The following is an 18711-nucleotide window of genomic DNA, read 5'->3' as shown; positions in this document are numbered from 1 at the left end:
GGCGGATGTTGTCATGGTGGACACTGTCGTTCGCGCTGGCGATGATCCGACATGGGAAATTGATGATCGGAGCCCAGTGGCGCGCGGCACCACCACGTCGATTACCGTGAGGTTTCTGGTCGCCGAACTCGATCGTTTCGGGGTGGCGCCGGATGCCCTGCTGCAGCGCGCCGGCGTCAGCCGTGAACAGCTGTCGTCGCCGGAAATGCAGTTTCCGCTGGAGGCCTTCGATCAGCTCTGGAGCATGGCCGCAAGCTTGCGTGTCGATATCGGTCTGCGTCTGGTCGATGAGTTTCCGCCCGGACAGATGCATGTGGTCACGCATCTGGCGCTGCGTTGTGCCAGCGTCGGAGAGGCCCTGGAATCGGTGGTGCGCTACATCCGCCTGACCGATGCCGATGACCGGATGATGCTGGCGCGGGACGGCGCCGAAGCCTGCCTCGGTTATGCCAACGCCGCGCTGGATCAGGGACATCGACACAATCCCTGGATTGTCGAACACTTCTACAGCATGTGCTGCGTGTTCATGGCCCAGGCCGCGGGTCGCCAGCTGCCGCTGCGCCGGGTGCAGTTTCGGGCGCCGCCACAGGCGCCATTGGCGGCCTATCGACATCGTTTCGGTATCGATCCCGAATTCTCGACTGCGCGCAACGCCCTGTGCTTCGATCAGCAGGCTCTGGCTTGGCCGCTGCAGACCCACGACCAGTACCTGCGCGACATCCTTGAGCAGTTTGCCAGCCACCGCTTGCCAGCGGCGGTCGAGAGCTTCGGCGAGCGCGTCGCCGAACAGCTGCGTCTAGGCTGGCTGGGTGGCAGACCCTTGTCCCTGGAGCAGACGGCGCGGGCCTGCGAGGTCAGCCGGGACGTGCTCCGATCACGTCTGGCCGACGCCGGCTTGAGTTTCCGGCAGCTGAAGGACGACTGCCGCCGCGATCTGGCACGGGTGCATCTGGCCGGGCGCCTGTCGCTCAGCGAGATCGCCTATTTGCTCGGCTTTTCCGAACCTGCGGCACTGCAACATGCGGTGAAGCGCTGGTTTGGGGTGTCCGCGGGCGAGTTCAGGCGCGCGCTGACCGAGCAGAACGCATCGCCATCGCAGCGCTCAGCAACAGTGCCAGGGACAGCACATCAGCCTGGAAGATCCTGAGCAGACTTGCGCTGGGTGGCCACGCTGAGATCATCAGCAGCAGGAAGGCCAGATCGCTGAGGGCGGTCCAGGCAATGCACAGTCCGCGCCATGGCCGGTGCCAGATGGCCGCCAGCAGCGCCATCGCCAGCAGCCCGAACATGGCGCCGCGATGGCGCATCAGCAGAATCAGGTCCAAATTGGAGCCGGGCGACAGTGCGTACAGCTCGGTCAATAGCCCGGCTTGAAAGAAGCTGGCGGCCGGCAACAGATGAATCAGCCCTGCCAGCAGCAGAGCCCCCTGGATCAACCATTCGCGTGCCGGTTTTTCTGCTTGCATCGGCTTGACCCTTGTGGCTGTGACCGTCGCAGATTGGCACCTGCGCTGGCACCCGTCGATTACCTGGCAGGTCATGTCCACGCTTCCGTGGGAGGGTTAGGATTGACGCATGAATCGCGAATCCGCCGTTGGACTATTGCTCAGGGACTGGCGCCATCGGCGCCGGCGCAGCCAGCTGGATCTGGCGGCCGATGCCCGGATTTCGACCCGGCATCTCAGCTTTGTGGAAACCGGTCGCTCCAGACCCAGCCGTGAAGTCATCCTGGAATTGGCAGCAGCGCTGGACCTGCCGTTGCGAGAGCGCAACCGTCTGCTGCTGGCAGGGGGCTTTGCGCCGCAGTTTGTCGAGCAGGCCTTGAATGACGCCCCCATGCAGGCGGCGCGGCAGGCGGTACAGAGCGTGCTCGATGGCCACGAGCCCTTTCCGGCACTGGCGGTGGATCGCCACTGGAATCTCTTGCTCAGCAATCGCAGCGCCGAGCGGCTGTTGCAGATGGCGTCTCCCGAGTTGCTGGCGGCGCCCGTCAATGTGCTCAAGGTCAGTCTGCATCCGCGGGGTTTGGCCCCGGCGGTCATCAATCTGGGAGAGTGGCGCCGCTATCTGCTGGCGCGGCTGCAGCGCTTGTGCGAGCAGACTCACGACCCGCAACTGCAGCAGTTGAGCGAAGAGTTGACCGCGTACCCGAGCTTGCCGGGTGAAGACGCGGCCGCTGCGCCTGAATCGGTGCTGCCCGATGTGATGATGGTGCTGCGCCTGCGCAGTCCGGTCGGGGATCTGGCCCTGTTTGGAACCTTGACGGTGTTTGGCTCGCCGACCGAAATCACGCTCTCCGAGCTGGCGCTGGAGGCGTTTTATCCGGCCGACCCGACCACGGCCGACCGACTTCGACAACTGGCGGCGCTGGACTGAGCCTCGCGACCGGCGCAGTCGGCTTGCGGGGGCTACAATGCGGCAGCCGGCGCCGCCGGCGCACCTACTCAAGGATGTTCATGCCCCACGTTCATGCACCAGGTCTGGTGCTGCGCTTTGACCCGCAGACTCTCGCATCCGACGGCGCCAGCTTCACCGGCACCGATGACGTCGAATACTCGCCACAGCAGTTCTACGTCTGCATCGAAGCCAATCCCAAGGATGCGCTGTGGGTGCCGCTGTTTGCCGGACCCGGACCCGGTCGCAAGGGGATCGCCCCCAAGGGCAAGACCGGCGGGCCGCGCTGGATCAAATACAGCTCCTTCTACGACAGCGGACATCTGTGCCGGATCGCGCACAAGGCAGCACAGCTGGCATCCAAGGCGGCCTACGACGAGTCCACACCCAAGGCGCCCAATCGCATGGCCTTGGCCGATCTGCCCGTCCGCAGCGAATTCCCCGATGACTCGGCATTTCGGCCGATGGCCGGGAATGTGGCTCTACGCTGACCTGGTTGTCGGTTGACAGTTGTCGGTTGCCGACAAGGGCGCGGGCTTTGGTAGCCCGAACTGGGCGCAGCGCTGTCCGGGCAACGACCACAAGGCGCCCCGGTAAGCCGTTGCGCGGCTCGCCTCGGACTCGTCGAGCAGTTCAGGCAGGAATCGTCAGCGCCAGCAATTCACCAGCGCTGGTCGCTGACAGCTGGAGATCGGCGCCAGCGGGAGCGGTGAAGGCATCACCGCTGACCAACAGGTATTGCCCCAACGCCCGGCTGTTCAAGCAGAGTTCGCCCGACAGCAGGGCGTACCACTGCAGCGCATTGTTGTGCCCGGCACTGACCAGCGAACGCCCACCCGGGATGCGCCAGACCCTGAGGTCCGCATGGCCGGCGCTGGCTTTGGCAATGCCGAGATCACGAAACTCTAGGCCTGAGTCCTGATCCCGCTGCCACAGGGCCGTGGCGGCTTGGTGATGGATGAAGCGCTGGCCGCCGTAACGCCGACCCGGCTGAATGGCTGCGTTGGGCAGTTCCAGTTCATGGTCGCGGCGAGTGGGATGTTCGGCCGGTGAGCCGAATTCGATGACCTCCAGCCCGGCGGAAGCTTCCAGGACTCGATGGCGGATGGTCGGCGGTTGCAGCACGCAGTCGCCCGGCAGCATCGTGAAGGGCTCGCCCTGATCTTCGTAGACCACGCGTACCCAACCGCGATGGCAGTAGATCAGCTGAAACTGAACTTCGTGGTAGTGCACGTAGTCGGGTACCGGACCGCCGTCATCAATGCGGATATGCGAGGCGATGAAGCGTCCGCCGAGTCTCCCCGGCAGCAGATCCCGATAGCGCATGCCGGCACGGCCGCGGACCGAGGATGTATTCTGTGCGGCGCGACAAAGGACGAACTCCTGAGTGCCCGGCGGATTCAGCGGTGCCTGTTCCAGATCCGCCCATTCAATCTGGACGCCGTCCGGCGAAATCAACAGCAATTCCTGCGGCAGATGCGCGGCCCGGGCCGCCAGGGGGAGACGCAGCCGTACGGGCGTCGTTGATGTCTGTGCCGCAGTAGCGTCCAGGCGCAACTGGATGCCGTGGCCGGACACCAGCGCCATCCGTGGGTCATCGGCCGGCATGATCAACTCCAGCCTGAAGCCGAGCTGGTCCACATAGAAGTCGAGGGCGGCATCCAGATCGGCAGTCGCCAGTTGCAATTCCGCGCGGGCCAGCGGCGGCGCAATCGCCAGTCGATCAGGCAGGCTCATCAGGGATGTCCGATGCAGGAGGCTTCGGAGTATCGCTTTTCCGCGGACAGGTTAGACGGCAATCGGCCAACTCGCTGCGGCCATGCCCGCTCCACTGTGGGAGCGGACTCTGTCGGCGATCAAGCTGGCCAATGTGTCTGCTGACTGTCGCGGGCGGCGCCCGCTCTCACCAAACATACCGCAAGTACTTGAATCAAAGAATTTTCCGCAAAGGACGCAAAGGACGCAAAGGACGCAAAGTAGAGCGATTCCAAGATGTCAGCTAGCGATGTCGCCAGAGATCGTGCTCAGCCGGCCAGTCCATTGAAATCTTCGCGTCCTTTGCGTCCTTTGCGGACAAAAAATGAACTCTGAGATCGCCCACCGTTTGATGCGCGAATAAGCGCGCCGACAGGGGCGACCGTGCCTACCTAAGTTACGCCCGCTCTACGGACTAACCCACATCCAGCGCCAGCAAGCCGCTACGACGCTTGCTCAACTGCCGCTTGTGTGCAGCGTCGATACGACGCACCAGTCGCGCCAGAGCGCCGTCCAGTGCTTCCAGCAACTGGGCCGAACGCGCTTCGGCCCGGAAGTGGCTGCCATCGCGAAGTGCAACTTCGATGCTGCAGGCGTGATCCACACCGCCCTTGGGCCCGTTCAGGTCACGAAATTTGCCGACCAGCTTGAGGATGCCCGGCGCCATACGATCCAGCGCCCGGAGCGCTCGAACGACAAACATGGCGCGCAGTCTCTGGGGGTCGGCCTGCAGTTGATCAATCACCTGGATTTGCATCGTGAATGTCCTCACTGGGTGGTTGTTGCGACTTCGATTCTGAGCCTCCGGGAAGGCAAAGGTTGCATGCTCCAATCCAGGCATTCAGCTGGACTGAACTGGATTTTTACGGTTGCGCAACAAGGAGCCGACGCAGTTCGTGCAGACGGCAAGCCGCTTCTCGGTGGGTCGAGACTTGTGTGGACGCTTCTGCATCAACGAGCGAAAGGCGTCCAGACAAGTCTGGATCCAAGAGTGCGCCAGATTCTTGAGCCTGCGTGCAGTGTCGGGACTACACATGCGGCTCTCCTTGAGCCCATATCGCAAGTTGTTGATGCGTCATTCCGAGGAGCGCAGCGACGGTTTCGTCCACAGGTAGGAGCGCCCTTGTGGCGCGACCACTACTGTGGAACTGCGGCTTGGCGGTCGCGACGCGAGGTCGCTCCTACAGGCAGCTTGTGGTTCATTGCCCGTAAGACGTGCCGGCTGCGATTTGCTGAAGCCAACCCGCGCTCAATACCGCCGCATCAACCCCACCAGCACGCCCTGAATCTGCACCCGTTCGGGCTCGTAGCGTTGGGTTGGGTGGTCGGGGTTTTCCGATTCCAGTTCGATCCAGCCCGATCGCGGACGCAGGCGTTTGAGCGTGGCCGCTTCGCCATCGATCAGGGCCACCACGATTTCGCCAGAGCGGGCCTGATCGCGCGATTCGATGATCACCAGGTCGCCATCGTGCACGCCGATGTCGCGCATCGACTCGCCGCGTACCTGCAGCACGTAACCGGCGCCGCGCGGCTGCATCGGTGGCGGCACCGCGATGCGCTCATCGGACGCCATGGCCTCGATCGGCCTGCCGGCGGCGATACGGCCCAGCAAGGGCAGGGTGCCCTCGTATTCGTCATCGCTGGGTGGCGACTGGCGCAAGCGCACACCGCGCTGTTTGCCGTCCATGGGCTCGACCAGTTCCGCTGAGATCAGCGCGCTCACTTGCTTGTGCAGTGAACCACGCGAGGCCAGCCTGAGTTCAGCGCACAGCTGATCCAGCGTTGCCGGGTCGGCGCCATCCTCATGGCGTTTGAGCAGATGCTGATAGAGCTGGCGTTGCCCTGGGGTCAATGAAAGCACTTGCGTGTTTTCCATTGGTTCTCTACGCTGAGTCATCGGGAGAACGAAAAGAGAACGAGTCGTGAGCTTAAACGCCGTGCTGTCAGATGTCGAGTCTGGATTTGAGCCCCTGAAGCGCCGGCACCCGACCGGGTGGCCGCGTTGGCAGCCAAGCTCAAGCGCAAGTACCGTGGCTGCATCACCGCCGAAGCGGTGACGCCGGCGCAGATCGGCCGCTACGCACCCATACCCGACAGCATCGATCCACGCTTGCGTCAGGCGCTGCAGTCACGCGGCGTGCGCGAGCTCTACAGCCATCAGGCCGAGGCCTGGCGCGTGCTGGATGACGGCGGGCATTGCGTGGTGGCCACGCCCACGGCATCCGGAAAAACTCTGTGCTTCAACGGTCCGGTACTCAATGCCGCGCTGCAGCATGAGGCCAAGGCCCTGTATCTGTTCCCTACCAAGGCTCTGGCGCAGGATCAGGTGGCGGAACTGATGGAGCTCAACCGCGCCGGCGAACTCGGCGTGCGCGCCTACACCTTTGATGGCGATACCCCTCGGATGCGCGCCAGGCGGTGCGCACCAAGGGCGATGTCGTGGTGACCAACCCGGACATGCTGCATCAGGCGATCCTGCCGCACCACACCAAATGGGCGCAGTTCTTCCAGTCGCTGCGCTTCATCGTCATTGACGAGGTGCACAGCTATCGCGGTGTGTTTGGCGCCCATGTCGCCAATGTGTTGCGGCGGCTGCAGCGCGTCTGCGCCTTCTATGGCGTGCGCCCGCAGTACATCTGCTGTTCGGCCACCATCGGCAATCCGCGCGAACACGCCCAGGCGCTGACGGAATGGCCATGCAGGCCGTGACCGACAGCGGTGAGCCGCGCGGCGCCAGCCATCTGTTGTTCTGGAATCCGCCGCCGATCAATCCCGACCTCGGCATCCGTGCGTCGGCGCGCTCGCAGGTGAGCAAGCTGGCACGGATGAGCGTGAAGGCCGGGCTCAAGGCCATTCTGTTTGCGCAGTCGCGGCTGATGGTCGAGGTGCTCACCAAGTACCTGAAAGACGTGTTCGATCACGATCCGCGCAAGCCGGCCCGGGTGCGCGCCTATCGCGGTGGTTATCTGCCGGAAGAGCGCCGGCTGACGGAAAAACTGATGCGCGCCGGCTCCATCGATGCCATCGTCTCGACTTCGGCACTGGAACTGGGCGTCGATATCGGTGCGCTCGACGTCGCCTTGCTATGTGGCTATCCCGGCAGCATTGCCGCCACCCGACAGCGCCTGGGCCGGGCCGGACGCCGGCAACAATCGGCGCTGGGCGTGCTGGTCGCCAGCAGCGAGGCGCTGGATCAGTTCGTGGTGCGCAATCCGGCCTATTTCCTCGAGCAGTCACCCGAACATGCGCGTATCGATCCGGACCAGCTGCTGATTATGCTCGACCATATCCGCTGCGCTGCCTTCGAGCTGCCCTTCACCGATCATGATCGCTACGGCGAACGCGATATCCGCGAATTCCTCGAATATCTGGCGGAAGAGGGCGTGCTGCATCGCGACGGCACCCGCTGGCATTGGATCGACGACAGTTATCCGGCCGGCGCTGTCAATCTGCGCTCGGTGGCCGACGGCAACTTCGTGGTGGTCGACCGCACCGGCGGCAAGCAGACCATCATCGCCGAAGTAGATTTCTCTTCGGCCGCGCTGACCTTGTATGAGGGCGCGATCTACATGGTGCAATCCGTGCCCTGGCAGGTGGAGAAGCTGGACTGGGTGGGTCGCAAGGCCTATGTCACCCGCACCCATGTCGATTACTACACCGATGCCATCGACTACACCCGCCTGAAGCCTCTGGCCGAATTTGGGCAGGCGGATTCCGGCGAGGGCGCGGCCCAGCATGGCGAAGTCCACGTGGTTCGGCGGGTGACGGGCTACAAGAAGATCCGCTACTACAGCCACGAGAACATCGGCTACGGGCCGGTCAATCTGCCGGATCAGGAACTGCAGACCACCTCGGTCTGGTGGCGGCTGTCGCCTGAAGCCATTGACCGGACGTTCAAGACCCGCTTCGAGGCGCTTGATGGCTTTCTCGGCGCGGCTTATGCCCTGCATACCGTGGCTACACTGCTGTCCATGTCAGAGCCGCGGGATCTGGGCAAGGCCGTGGGGAGTGGCGACAACGACTGGTCTGCGCAGGTTTCCAGCAAAGGACGAGGCGAGCTGCGGGGGCCTGGCGGCGAGGCGCTGGACCTCGAATCGCTGGCCGCCTTTGCGCCAGCGGTGTATCTCTACGACAACTACCCGGGTGGCATCGGGCTGTCTAGACCGCTGTTCGAGCGGCGCGAAGAGCTGGTATCTGCGGCCAGTGCCTTGATTTCCGGTTGCCGTTGCGGCCCGGGTTGCCCGGCTTGTGTAGGGCCCATATTGGGCACGGATGAGTTGCGTTCGCCCAAGGGCAGCGCGCTGCGGGTGCTGGCCCTGCTCAAGCACCAGAGCAGCGCCCCGATGCCGACATTGGTCGACGCCACGCCGGCGACTGCCAGTCGGCACTAGCGCGCTGGCCCGGGACAGGGAGCGGGGCAGCATGGATCTGCGCCAGCGCTTGGGGCAACTTGCTGGTCGTCACACACCGCCAGCGGCGCCTCCGGTCGTCGATGCCGAGTGGAGCGAGCGCCTGGGCCGCTTGCGCCTGCTGGCGCGTGAGCGCAGCGGCCAGGTGGCCGATAGTCGGCCCGCGGAGCTTCCCGGTCACGAGTTGGCGCCGGGTTTGCGTTTGCACGAAGTGCGCGTCAGCGCTCTACGCCTGAAGCTCGCGGGTTTGGATCTGCCCGAGGTGCTGCGGCCGCCCTGGGATCCGGATCTGGCGGTGCCGCTGGAGCATCTGCGGCTGTTCGACACCGAGACCAGCGGTCTCAGCGGCGGGGTCGGGCTCAAGGTGTTCCTGCTCGGTGTGCTGCGGTGGATTGATGATGGTTGGGTCTTGCGCCAGTACCTGATGACCCGGCCCTGTGGTGAGTCCGCGCTGGTGGCTGCCTGGATCGACGAATGCGCCGGGGCAGCACATCTGGTCAGCTACAACGGCAAGTCCTTCGATGTGCCGGCGATGCGCACGCTGGAAACCCTGCATGGTCACCAGTCCGGATCGGCGGCGACAGGGCATTGGGATTTGCTGCATCCGGTCCGTCGGGCTTTTCGTGGCCAATGGCCCAACTGCAAGTTGACCACCGCCGAACGCATGCTGCTGGGGAGGGCGCGCGAGAACGACTTGCCCGGCAGCGAAGCCCCGCGGGCCTGGCGCGAGTTCCTTGCCACTGGCCAGACACGTGATCTGCTGCGCGTCATGCAACACAACCGCTATGACCTGGAGGCCCTGCTGCGAGTGCTGCGAGTCATGCTGACGGTGCCTGCATCGGCGCCGCGGCAAAGCAGGGTGAGGGCGGCCTAGCAGCTTGCCGGGGCTGGTTGTCGTTAAACAGCTGCGTGGCAGCTGGACTGCGGTCGCGACGCAAGGTCGCTCCTACGGTGGGAGCGGACTCCGTCCAGGATCAGCGCTGATCGCCGCCCCAATGGTCGTCCTTGCGCCGTCCATCCTTGCTGCGTCGATTGCCGGCCTTGCTGTCGCCCATGTTCAGCACCGTCTGGTCGTTGATCACACGCCGCCGCTGGCGTCTCCGTCCCTCGGTGACGGGCAGGTATTCACACTGGCAGGCTCGCCCGCAACCAGCGATCGGCAGGCGTATGGCTTGTTCGGTACGGAAACGCTGGCCGTCGCTCTCGCGGGCCCAGTTGCAGGCACGGGCACCTTCACCGGCCTTGAGTTCCCAGGCACGAATGCTGCGCAGGGCCGTGTACAGACGCGGATTGGTCACCCGGGACGGCAGCTGCCCCAGTTCGCCGAGCAGGGCTCGGTGACGGCGCATACGGATAAAGACCGCAGCAACAACCAGCAGCACAATGGCTGCGACGATGGTGCCAGTAGTCAGGGTATCCATGGCATCGGCCGATCGGGAGGACGCCAACCAGCATGAACTTGGAGGGGCTCGGCAACAAGTCCTGTGCGCTCGCATGCCATCCAGATCCATCGCTGGAATTGGCGCTCGGGATCGCGGTGCTATAGTTCGCGGTCCGTTTGACCGGGCAGCCCAGCGGCGCCACGGCACTCGAAGTCACCATTGATCCCCGAGAATCGTCCGCGCAATGCGTCTAGCCACTGTCAAACTGGCCGGCTTCAAGTCCTTCGTCGACCCGACGACCTTGCACCTGCCCACCAATATGACGGCGGTAGTTGGTCCGAATGGCTGCGGCAAGTCCAATATCATCGACGCGGTCAAGTGGGTGCTGGGTGAATCCGCCGCCAGCCGCCTTCGCGGCGATTCCATGACCGATGTGATCTTCAATGGCACCACCGAGCGCAAGCCGGTGGGCCAGGCCTCGGTGGAGCTGATTTTCGACAATTCCGACGCCAGCATCCTCGGTGAATACGCTGCCTACAACGAGATCTCGGTGCGGCGCGTGGTCGGCCGCGACAGTCAGTCGCAGTACTGGTTGAACGGGACCAAATGCCGTCGCCGCGATGTGACCGATCTGTTTCTGGGCACCGGACTTGGACCGCGTTCCTACGCGATCATCGAGCAAGGCATGATTTCGCAGATCGTCGAAGCGGCGCCCGAAGACCTGCGCGTGCATCTCGAAGAAGCCGCCGGCATCTCCAAGTACAAGGAGCGTCGCAAGGAAACCGAGTCGCGCATGCGCGCCACGCGCGAGAATCTGGAGCGTCTGAAAGACGTCAGCGACGAGGTCGACAAACATCTGGAACATCTGCGCCGGCAGGCCAAGCAGGCCGAACGCTGGACCGAGCTTCGCGCCGAACAGCGCAAGGTGGATGCCGAGGCCAAGGCCCTGGCCTGGCGAGCGCTGGCGCAGCAGCTGGAGGCCGAGATTGCCAAACTGCGACAGACCGAATTGCTGGTGGAACAACTCGCCACCGATCAGACCCGCAACGAGGCTGATATCGAGGCCGCACGCACCCAGCACGGCGAGGCCGCCGAGGCTTTCCGCTCGGTCCAGGCCGAGCACTATCAAGTGGGCGCCGAGATCGCCCGGGTTGAGCAGCAGCTGAATTTCCGCCGCGACAGCGTAGCTCGCCTCAAGCGCGAACTGGCCGATCTGGCTGGCCAGCGTGAGCATCTGAGCGAGCAGGGCCGGCTGGACCGCGAGCAGGAGCAGATGCTGCAGCAGGCATTGCAACGCGAAGAGCCCAGGCTCAATGCGCTGGCCGATGCTGCCGAAGAACGCAGCGAAGCGCTGGCGGCAGCGGAAGGCGCGCTGGCGCAGTGGCAGAGTCGTGCCGATCTGCTCAATCGCAGTCAGGGAGAAGCCACCAAGGCCGCCGAAGTCGAGCGTACCCGCATCGATTATCTGGAACGCCAGGTGCATCAGGCGCTGAAGCGCCGCGAGATTCTCGATTCGGAAACCGCGATGCTGAGCTCGCGCGGCAGTGCCGACGAGTTGAACGCACTGCGCGAGGGACTCGCTGCCGAAGAAGCCACCGTCGAGACGCTGTCGGCTGAGCTGGATGATCGCAAGTCGGCCTTGTCCAAGGCCGAACAGACCCTGCGCGGCACCCAGACGCAACTGAACCAGGAGCGCCAGCAGCTAAGCGCCGCGCGCGGCCGATTGGCCTCGCTGGAGGCCCTGCAGCATGCGGCCCTGGGTGAGGACAAGCGCGATCTCGGTGCCTGGCTCAGCAAGCAGGGTTTGCAGCAGGCACCGAGGCTCGGCACCTTGTTGCAGGTCGAGCCCGGTTGGGAAGCGGCCGTGGAAACCGCATTGGGCATGGCGCTCGAGGCCATCGTCATTGAAGCGGCGACCGATCGCGAGATCGAACTCGCCAGCCTGCCCAAGGGCGTGTTGACGCTGGTCGATGCCTACAGCGCCGGTGTGGCGCTGCCCCCGGGTAGCCTGGCGGAGAAAGTTCGAGGTCCGGCAGCACTGGCCTGCTGGCTGGGCGGGATCATGGCAGTCGAGGACGAGTTCGCAGCGCGCTCCACGGCACCCACATTGGCGCCGCATCAGAGTGCGATGACCCGCGATGGCCATTGGTTCGGCCCCGGTTGGCGGCGCATCGATCGCGGCAGCCAGGGACACGAAGGCGTGATCCAGCGCGGTCGTGAGATCGAGACACTCAAGGCCAGCATCGAGGCCATGGATGCGCGTTCGGCCGAGCTGGAAGATTCGCTGGCCCAGAGCCGCAGTGCCCTGGCTGAAGCCGAGCGCATGCGCGAGTTGGCGCAGACGAGTCTATACGCGGCACATCGCAAACTGGCCGATTTCGCCGGCCGCGTACGCAGTCACGAAGGCAAGGTCGAGCAGGAGCGGCAGCGTCGCGAGGCCATCGCCAAGGAGCGCGAGCAGCTGGCCGAACAGATTGCCCAGGCGGAGCAGCAGGTCAAGGAAGCGCGCGGCAAGCTCAACGGCGAGATGTCCAGACTGGAAACCCTGGCCGAACAACGCGAGCAGCTGGAGATCGAGCGCCAGCAGCTGGCGCAGGCGCGTGAAAGCGTACGCGCCGGAGCGCGCGAAGCTCAGGAAGGCGAGCGCCAGCTGGCGCTGTCGGTGGAATCCAAGCGCACTGCGGCGCGCTCGCTGACCGCTGCCATCGAGCGCATCGAGCTGCAGCTGTCACAACTGGAAGGTCGCCGTGTGCAATTGCAGCAGCAGTTGACCGAAACTGACGGGCCACTGCCCAAGCTCGAGGAAGAGCTGAGGCTGCATCTGGACCAACGCGTGATTGTCGACCAGAAGCTGAGCACGGCCCGCCAGCAGCTGGAGCAGCTGGATCAGCGTCTGCGCAAGCAGGATTTCGAGCGCCAGCGCATCGATCATCAGCTGGCCCAGGCCCGCGAGAAGAAGAGTCAGGCACAACTGGCCGAGCAGGCCATCCGGATCAAGGCCGAGGCCCTGGAAGAGGCCATGCATGCCGAGGGTTACGAGCGCGAAGCGGTGCTGGCCGAACTCAATCCCGAGGCCACATTGCCGGCTTGGGAAGCACGCCTGGTCGATCTGGAACAGCGCATCAAGCGCCTGGAACCGGTCAATCTGGCGGCCATCCAGGAGCTGGAAGAACAATCCACGCGCAAGACCTATCTGGATGCCCAGCACGCCGACCTGACCGAAGCCCTGGAAACCCTGGAAGAAGCGATCCGCAAGATCGATCGCGAAACCCGCACCCGTTTCAAGGAGACCTTCGACCGCGTCAACGCCGGCGTGCAGGAGCTGTTTCCGCGTCTGTTCGGCGGTGGACACGCCTATCTGGAGCTGACCGGCGAGGACCTGCTGTCCACCGGCGTCAACATCATTGCCCGCCCGCCCGGCAAGAAGCCGGCCAGCATCGGTCTGCTCTCCGGCGGCGAGAAAGCGCTGACGGCGGTCTCTCTGGTGTTCTCCATCTTCCGCCTGAATCCGGCGCCCTTCTGTCTGCTGGACGAGGTTGACGCGCCCCTGGATGAGGCCAATGTCGGCCGCTTCAGTCAGATGGTGCTGGAGATGAGCAAGAGCGTGCAGTTCCTGGTGGTCTCGCACAACAAGGTCACCATGGAAGCCGCCAACCAGCTGGCCGGCGTGACCATGCGCGAACCCGGCGTGTCGCGACTGGTCAGCGTCGATCTGGCCGAGGCGACGCGCTTGACCATGCAGGCGGCGTGATTGTCGTAAATCTTGTTGAGCGCGCTGGGGCAGGGGTCAAACGTCAAACGTAAAACGTAAAACGTCAATTTGGGTTTCCGGGGCTGTGGCTTCAAATTGACGTTTCACGTTTTACGTTTTACTTCGCCACCGCAGCAGGACTGTTTGCGGCGCGAACAATCTGTGTTCCCTTTCGACCACTCGACTCGCGACGATGCCCATCGACCTGATCAGCGATACCGTCACCCGCCCAACGCCGGGCATGCTCGCGGCCATGTGTGCCGCCGAAGTCGGCGACGATGTGTTCAATGAAGACCCGGGCGTGCATGCGCTGCAGGATTACGCCGCGGATCTCTTCGGCCACGAAGCGGCGCTGTTCATGCCCTCGGGCGTGATGAGCAACCAGATTGCCATCAAGGCCCATACCGAGCCGATGGACGAGTTGATCTGCGAAGAGACCTCGCATGTGTTCCGCTACGAGAACGGCGGCTATGCCTTCCATTCGCAGATCGCCATTCAGACCATTCCCGGCGACCACGGCCGGCTGAATGCAGCGCAAATCGCGGCGGCGATCAAACCGCCAGCCGACTGGTTGCCACGCTCGCGCCTGGTGGTGCTGGAGAACACCTGCAATGCCGCTGGCGGCAGTTACTACACGATCGACCAGGTGCGTCCGATCCGCGCGCTATGCAGTGAACGCGGATTGAGCTTGCATCTGGACGGCGCACGGCTGTTCAACGCGCTGGCGGAAACCGGCGAGTCCCCTCGGGTATGGGGCGCCGAGTTCGACAGCCTCTCGATCTGCCTGTCCAAAGGATTGGGTGCGCCGGTAGGCTCGTTGTTGCTGGGAACGAAAGCCTTCATCGCCAAGGCTCGTAGGCTGCGCAAGGGCTTCGGTGGCGGCATGCGCCAGATCGGATTCCTGGCGGCAGCGGGCTTGTATGCATTGAAGCATCACACGGAACGTTTGCGTGAGGATCACGCCCACGCTCGGCAACTGGCTGCGGTGCTTGCCCAGCAGCCCTATGTCGCCGGCATCCGCCCGGTGCACACCAATATCGTGATCTTCGACCTGGCCGGTGAGCTCAGCGCCGAGCGCTTCCTGTCCGGGCTGAAAGAGCAGGGTGTACGTGCGTCGGCATTCGGTCCGAGAACCGTCCGTTTCGTGACCCATCTGGATGTGGGTGGCGAGGCCATCGAGCAGGCTTGCGCCGTGTTGCGCCAGCTCCGCTTCTGAGGCGTCCTGTCCGGCTCCTGGCGAGCCACCTGTGTAGGCCCGACACCGTCCATGGGCCCTGATCCCCAAGCTCGCCGGTCGGCAAGCTCGCCTGTAGGAGCGACCTCGCGTCGCGACCGGCATGCCGCACGTCCGCAGCAGCGGTCGCGCCGCAAGGTCGCTCCTACAGGCAAGCTTGTGGTTCATGGCCGGTGGGCAGTTTCAGGCCGATACAGGTGGCTCGCAATGACGCTTCAACAACTGACGACATGGGTTCACGCAGAGGCGGGATGTCGGCCTCGCTCGTTATCGGCATCAGGCAAATGTTCAATCGAGCTGAAATGACCGTGGGCAATGACTTCCGGCCTGCTTGACGAGATGACTGTTATCTTCTACAAATGTAGTACGACAACTGTAGAAGTGCGCGATGGCCGACGACGATACTGTCCTCAGTGAGCTGCAACTGGAACTGATGCGGGTGCTGTGGCGCCGCGGACAGGCCAGCACGGCAGAGGTGGCTGAAGTTCTGGCGCAGAGCCGGGGACTGGCGCATACGACGATCGCCACCTTGTTGTCGCGACTGGAGAAACGCGGCGTGGTCGAATCGCACCGCGATGGTCGACAGTTGGTGTATCGGCCATTGGTTGAGGAGGGCGCGGTGCGTCGCTCAATGGTGTCGGGATTGCTCGGCAGTCTGTTCGGAGGCGATGCGCGGGCGCTGGTAACGCATCTCCTGCGCGAAGACGAGATCGCCCCCGGCGATCTTGAGCAACTGCGCCAGCTGCTTTCAAACAAGGATTCTCGCCATGACTGAGACCGGCTTGCTGCTGTTGTCCTGGTGGCTCACGGCCTGGGTGCATGGCGGCCTGATGTTGCTGCTGGTGTATCTGGGCGAGCGCCTTGCCCTGCTGAAGGCGCCATCACTGCGCGAGGCTGCCTGGCGTCTGGCCGTGCTGGCGCCGCTACTCACCGCCAGCGTGCAGACGCTGATCGTCGATCATCCCTGGGCGGGCAGAGTGTTGCTGGCCGTCAGTTCCGATTCGCAGGCCCCCGCCCCTGAGCTGCGGCCCGACTCGCCGTCGTCGGGAGGCCGATTGCAGCAAGCCAGCGCAGCTTTGTCGACTGTGGCAGGCGGACCTTCCGATGTCGCGACCGGCTCTGAGCTGGATTCGACTGGCCAGGCCGTGCGCACGCCGTCGGCTCGAAGCTGGGGTGCAGCCGGGGTGGTGGCGTTCGTGGGCTGGATCTGGTCGCTGTTTGCGCTGCTCATGCTGCTGCGACTCGGCTGGCACTGGCGACGCGAACATCGCCGCTCGGCTCTGCTTGCCGACCTTGATGAGGCTGACGTGGTCGCCGAGACGCGGGAATTGCAGCGCCTCGCCGGGTTGCCGCCGATACGCCTGGCGCTGGACCCCGAACTGGCCAGTCCAGTATCACTGCCGCCTGCGCTGATCTGTCTGCCGCCCTGGGCGCTGTCGCAACTGCACAGGGCGCAGCGTCGGGCGATGCTCGCGCACGAGGTGGCGCACCTGCGCCGTCGCGATTCCTACTGGCAGTGTGCCTGCGTGCTGGTGTCTCAGGTGCTGCCGCAGCCGCTCGGTGCACTGGCCAGGCGGCGCCTGGCGGAACTGGCCGAATTTGCCTGCGACGCCTGGGCCGCGCAGCGTTCGGGTGGCGGGCGCGCGCTGGCCGAATCGCTGGCCGCATGTGCCGCATATGGATATGCCGGGCGCAAGCCCTCGATCTTCGCTGCGGCGATGGCAGAACCGCGTTCGATACTGATCGAGCGCGTCTACCGATTGACCAAGGAGCAAGCCATGGGATTCGAACCGTTGTCCGTCGTTCGTCAGTCTGCGCTGGTCCTGGCGCTGCTGGCTGCCTGTGTGGCCCTGCCGGGCGTAGGCCTGAGAGATGCGATCGCCGCACCGGCGCTATCCGAAGTGCCGGAACCGCCGCCACCGCCTACCGCGCCGAAACCACCAGCACCGCCTGCCGTGCCAGCGACGCCAATTGCGCCTGTGGCCCAGATACCCGAGCCTCCAACGCCTCCAGCACCACCAGTTGCACCCGCGCCGCCCGCGCCTCCGGTGGTTGGCGCAGTGGCACTGTCGAAAGCGCCGACACCGCCGACGCCGCCGACACCACCCTCAGCACCGGTGGCTCCCGCGGCGCCAACTCCGCCTGCCGGGCGCGCCCCCGAAGCGCCGGTGGCGCCGGTAGCGCCACCGGCGCCAGTGGCACCCATAGCGCCGGCGTCGCCATCGGAGCGTCGGGTGGAAATCCGGAGAAGCCAGGTTTCTGCCTTGCCGCCGCTGCGAAGGCTGATCGAGCCCGATATCTTCGAGAGTCATTTCATCACCGACCCAGTCGGCGAGGACTGTTAGCCCGCATCTGCTCGCGCAGGTGTGAGAAATGCGAGTTTGAGCTCATGTCGGGCTGGACTCCCGATCCAGTGAGTCGCTGATCCGGAGGGCGCCGCGCGGCGGCGCTGCTGCGGAGGGTAGGCGGTTACGAAGCGGCCGTGCAGGCGCACAGCCCTCCGAAGCCACCCTTGCATCAGGTCCCGGCCGCCGTCAGTCTGTGTCACCCCGCACGCACCGCCGCCACCGATGACCGACGAACACACTCTGAGCTTCATCCTCAATCATCTGGGTGAAGACCGCGAGAGCTATCGCGGTGCCGTGACGCCGCCGATCTTCGAGACCAGCAATTTCGCCTTTCCCACGGTGGCGGCGATGCGCGCTGCGGGTCAGGACGAGCTGGCCACTGCCTTCTACACCCGCGGCAACAATCCCACGGTGGAGATCCTGCGCCGCAAGCTGGCGGCGCTGGAAGGCACCGAGGATGCGCTGGTGTTCGGTTCTGGCGCCGGGGCCATCGCAGCCGGTGTGCTGGCGGCCGTGCGTGCCGGCGATCATGTGCTGTGCGTGCAGAAACCCTATGCCTGGACCCGAGTGCTGGTGCGCGACTGGCTGCCGCGCTTCGGTGTGAGCGTCAGCTTTGTCGACGGTGGCGATGTGGCCGCCATCGAGGCCGCGCTGACCGAGCGGACGCGCATGATCGTGCTCGAAAGCCCGAATTCGCTGACGATGGAATTGCAGGATCTGGCCGCGATTGCGGCTCTGGCCAAGACTCGTGGCGTGCGTACCCTGTGCGACAACAGCTACGCCAGTCCCCTGTTGCAGCGTCCCGCCGATCTGGGTATCGATCTGGTGATGCATTCGGCCACCAAGTATCTGAACGGCCACAGCGATGTGGTCGCTGGAGTGCTCTGTGCTTCCAGGGCGCTGATCCAGGAAGTCTTCCGCGGCCCGTTCATGACCTTTGGCGCGATACCCGGGCCGTTTGAAGCCTGGCTGATGCTGCGCGGCCTGCGCACCCTGGGCGTGCGCATGGAGCGGGTGGTGCGAACGACCGCGCGGATCGTCGAGTATCTGCAGCAGCATCCCAAGATCGCCCGCGTCTACTACCCTGGCAGCAACAGCGATCCGCAGCGCGAACTGGCCCAGGCACAGATGCGCAGTGGGTCGGGCATGCTGGCGATCGAGGTGAAGGCCGAAGACGTCGCCGGCATCGAGCGCTTCTGCGACAGCCTCAAGCTGTTCCTGATGGCGGTCTCCTGGGGCGGGCACGAATCGCTGGTCTGGCCGTTGGCGGTGGTCATCCGCGATGGCAAGGCCGAATCCAATCGTACCGGGTTGCCGTGGAATCTCGTTCGGCTGTCGATAGGACTGGAAGAGCCCGAAGATCTGATGGTGGATCTGGAACAGGCGCTGGCGAAGGCTTAGGACCCTTCACCCGGATCGCCGAGTTGCACTCGGCGCT

General features: G+C 64.6%; 14 protein-coding genes and 1 pseudogene. 10 read left to right on the top strand and 5 right to left on the bottom strand.

The genetic code is table 11. From position 1 onward, the window contains the following. Positions 1-13: 13 nt before the first annotated feature. Complete coding sequence (locus H7A19_08080; protein ID MCP5474788.1) at positions 14-1147, top strand: AraC family transcriptional regulator; 1134 nt, start codon at positions 14-16, stop codon at positions 1145-1147. On the opposite strand, the gene H7A19_08075 is transcribed toward H7A19_08080, so the two are convergent. Beyond that, a complete protein-coding gene (locus tag H7A19_08075; protein ID MCP5474787.1) occupies positions 1059-1466 on the bottom strand; it encodes a phosphopantetheine adenylyltransferase in 408 nt (135 codons plus the stop codon). The genes H7A19_08080 and H7A19_08075 overlap by 89 nt on opposite strands. Positions 1467-1575: 109 nt before the next feature. Here H7A19_08075 and H7A19_08070 point away from each other — a divergent pair, with 109 nt between their 5' ends. Continuing rightward, positions 1576-2376 (top strand): helix-turn-helix transcriptional regulator, encoded by an 801-nt coding sequence (locus tag H7A19_08070; GenBank protein ID MCP5474786.1) that lies wholly within the window; start codon positions 1576-1578, stop codon positions 2374-2376. 80 nt (positions 2377-2456) lie between these two features. Continuing rightward, complete coding sequence (locus H7A19_08065) at positions 2457-2885, top strand: hypothetical protein (protein ID MCP5474785.1); 429 nt, start codon at positions 2457-2459, stop codon at positions 2883-2885. A gap of 142 nt (positions 2886-3027) precedes the next feature. Here the strand turns inward: H7A19_08065 and H7A19_08060 are convergent, their stop codons facing one another. The 3 genes from H7A19_08060 to lexA form a co-directional block, all read right to left on the bottom strand. After that, entirely contained in the window at positions 3028-4131 is a 1104-nt protein-coding gene (locus tag H7A19_08060) for a cupin (GenBank protein ID MCP5474784.1), read from the bottom strand. 433 nt (positions 4132-4564) lie between these two features. Continuing rightward, positions 4565-4906, bottom strand: coding sequence for a hypothetical protein (locus H7A19_08055; protein MCP5474783.1), 342 nt, complete (start codon positions 4904-4906; stop codon positions 4565-4567). A 492-nt stretch (positions 4907-5398) separates the two neighbouring features. Beyond that, positions 5399-6010: a repressor LexA gene (gene lexA / locus H7A19_08050; protein MCP5474782.1), complete on the bottom strand. Its 612-nt coding sequence runs from the start codon at positions 6008-6010 to the stop codon at positions 5399-5401. A gap of 132 nt (positions 6011-6142) precedes the next feature. Between lexA and H7A19_08045 the strand changes: the two are divergent. Next, a pseudogene (locus H7A19_08045) lies at positions 6143-8540 on the top strand (DEAD/DEAH box helicase). Positions 8541-8571: 31 nt separating this feature from the next. Next, on the top strand, positions 8572-9432 hold the full coding sequence (locus tag H7A19_08040; protein ID MCP5474781.1) for a ribonuclease H-like domain-containing protein: 861 nt from the start codon (positions 8572-8574) through the stop codon (positions 9430-9432). Positions 9433-9532: 100 nt separating this feature from the next. Here H7A19_08040 and H7A19_08035 read toward each other — a convergent pair whose 3' ends face one another. Beyond that, positions 9533-9979, bottom strand: a complete 447-nt coding sequence (locus tag H7A19_08035; GenBank protein ID MCP5474780.1) for a hypothetical protein — start codon at positions 9977-9979, stop codon at positions 9533-9535. Positions 9980-10184: 205 nt separating this feature from the next. Between H7A19_08035 and smc the strand changes: the two genes are divergently transcribed. The 5 genes from smc (at position 10185) to H7A19_08010 (ending at position 18674) form a co-directional block, all read left to right on the top strand. Next, positions 10185-13691: a chromosome segregation protein SMC gene (gene smc / locus H7A19_08030; GenBank protein ID MCP5474779.1), complete on the top strand. Its 3507-nt coding sequence runs from the start codon at positions 10185-10187 to the stop codon at positions 13689-13691. Between the two features lie 193 nt (positions 13692-13884). Then, positions 13885-14907, top strand: a complete 1023-nt coding sequence (locus tag H7A19_08025; protein ID MCP5474778.1) for a threonine aldolase — start codon at positions 13885-13887, stop codon at positions 14905-14907. Between the two features lie 406 nt (positions 14908-15313). After that, complete coding sequence (locus tag H7A19_08020) at positions 15314-15700, top strand: BlaI/MecI/CopY family transcriptional regulator (GenBank protein MCP5474777.1); 387 nt, start codon at positions 15314-15316, stop codon at positions 15698-15700. After that, the gene (locus tag H7A19_08015; GenBank protein MCP5474776.1) at positions 15693-17270 is read left to right on the top strand and encodes a M56 family metallopeptidase; all 1578 of its coding nucleotides are present in this window, start codon (positions 15693-15695) and stop codon (positions 17268-17270) included. The genes H7A19_08020 and H7A19_08015 overlap by 8 nt, the downstream gene beginning before the upstream one ends. 225 nt (positions 17271-17495) lie before the next feature. Then, positions 17496-18674, top strand: coding sequence for an aminotransferase class I/II-fold pyridoxal phosphate-dependent enzyme (locus tag H7A19_08010; protein ID MCP5474775.1), 1179 nt, complete (start codon positions 17496-17498; stop codon positions 18672-18674). Positions 18675-18711: the final 37 nt, after the last annotated feature.

It is taken from the genome of Rhodanobacteraceae bacterium (genome assembly GCA_024234055.1).
In the GTDB taxonomy this organism is placed as follows: Bacteria; Pseudomonadota; Gammaproteobacteria; order Xanthomonadales; family SZUA-5; genus JADKFD01.
The sequence above is the reverse complement of the archived record's forward strand: the minus strand, read 5'-3'. Positions and strand labels throughout refer to the sequence as shown.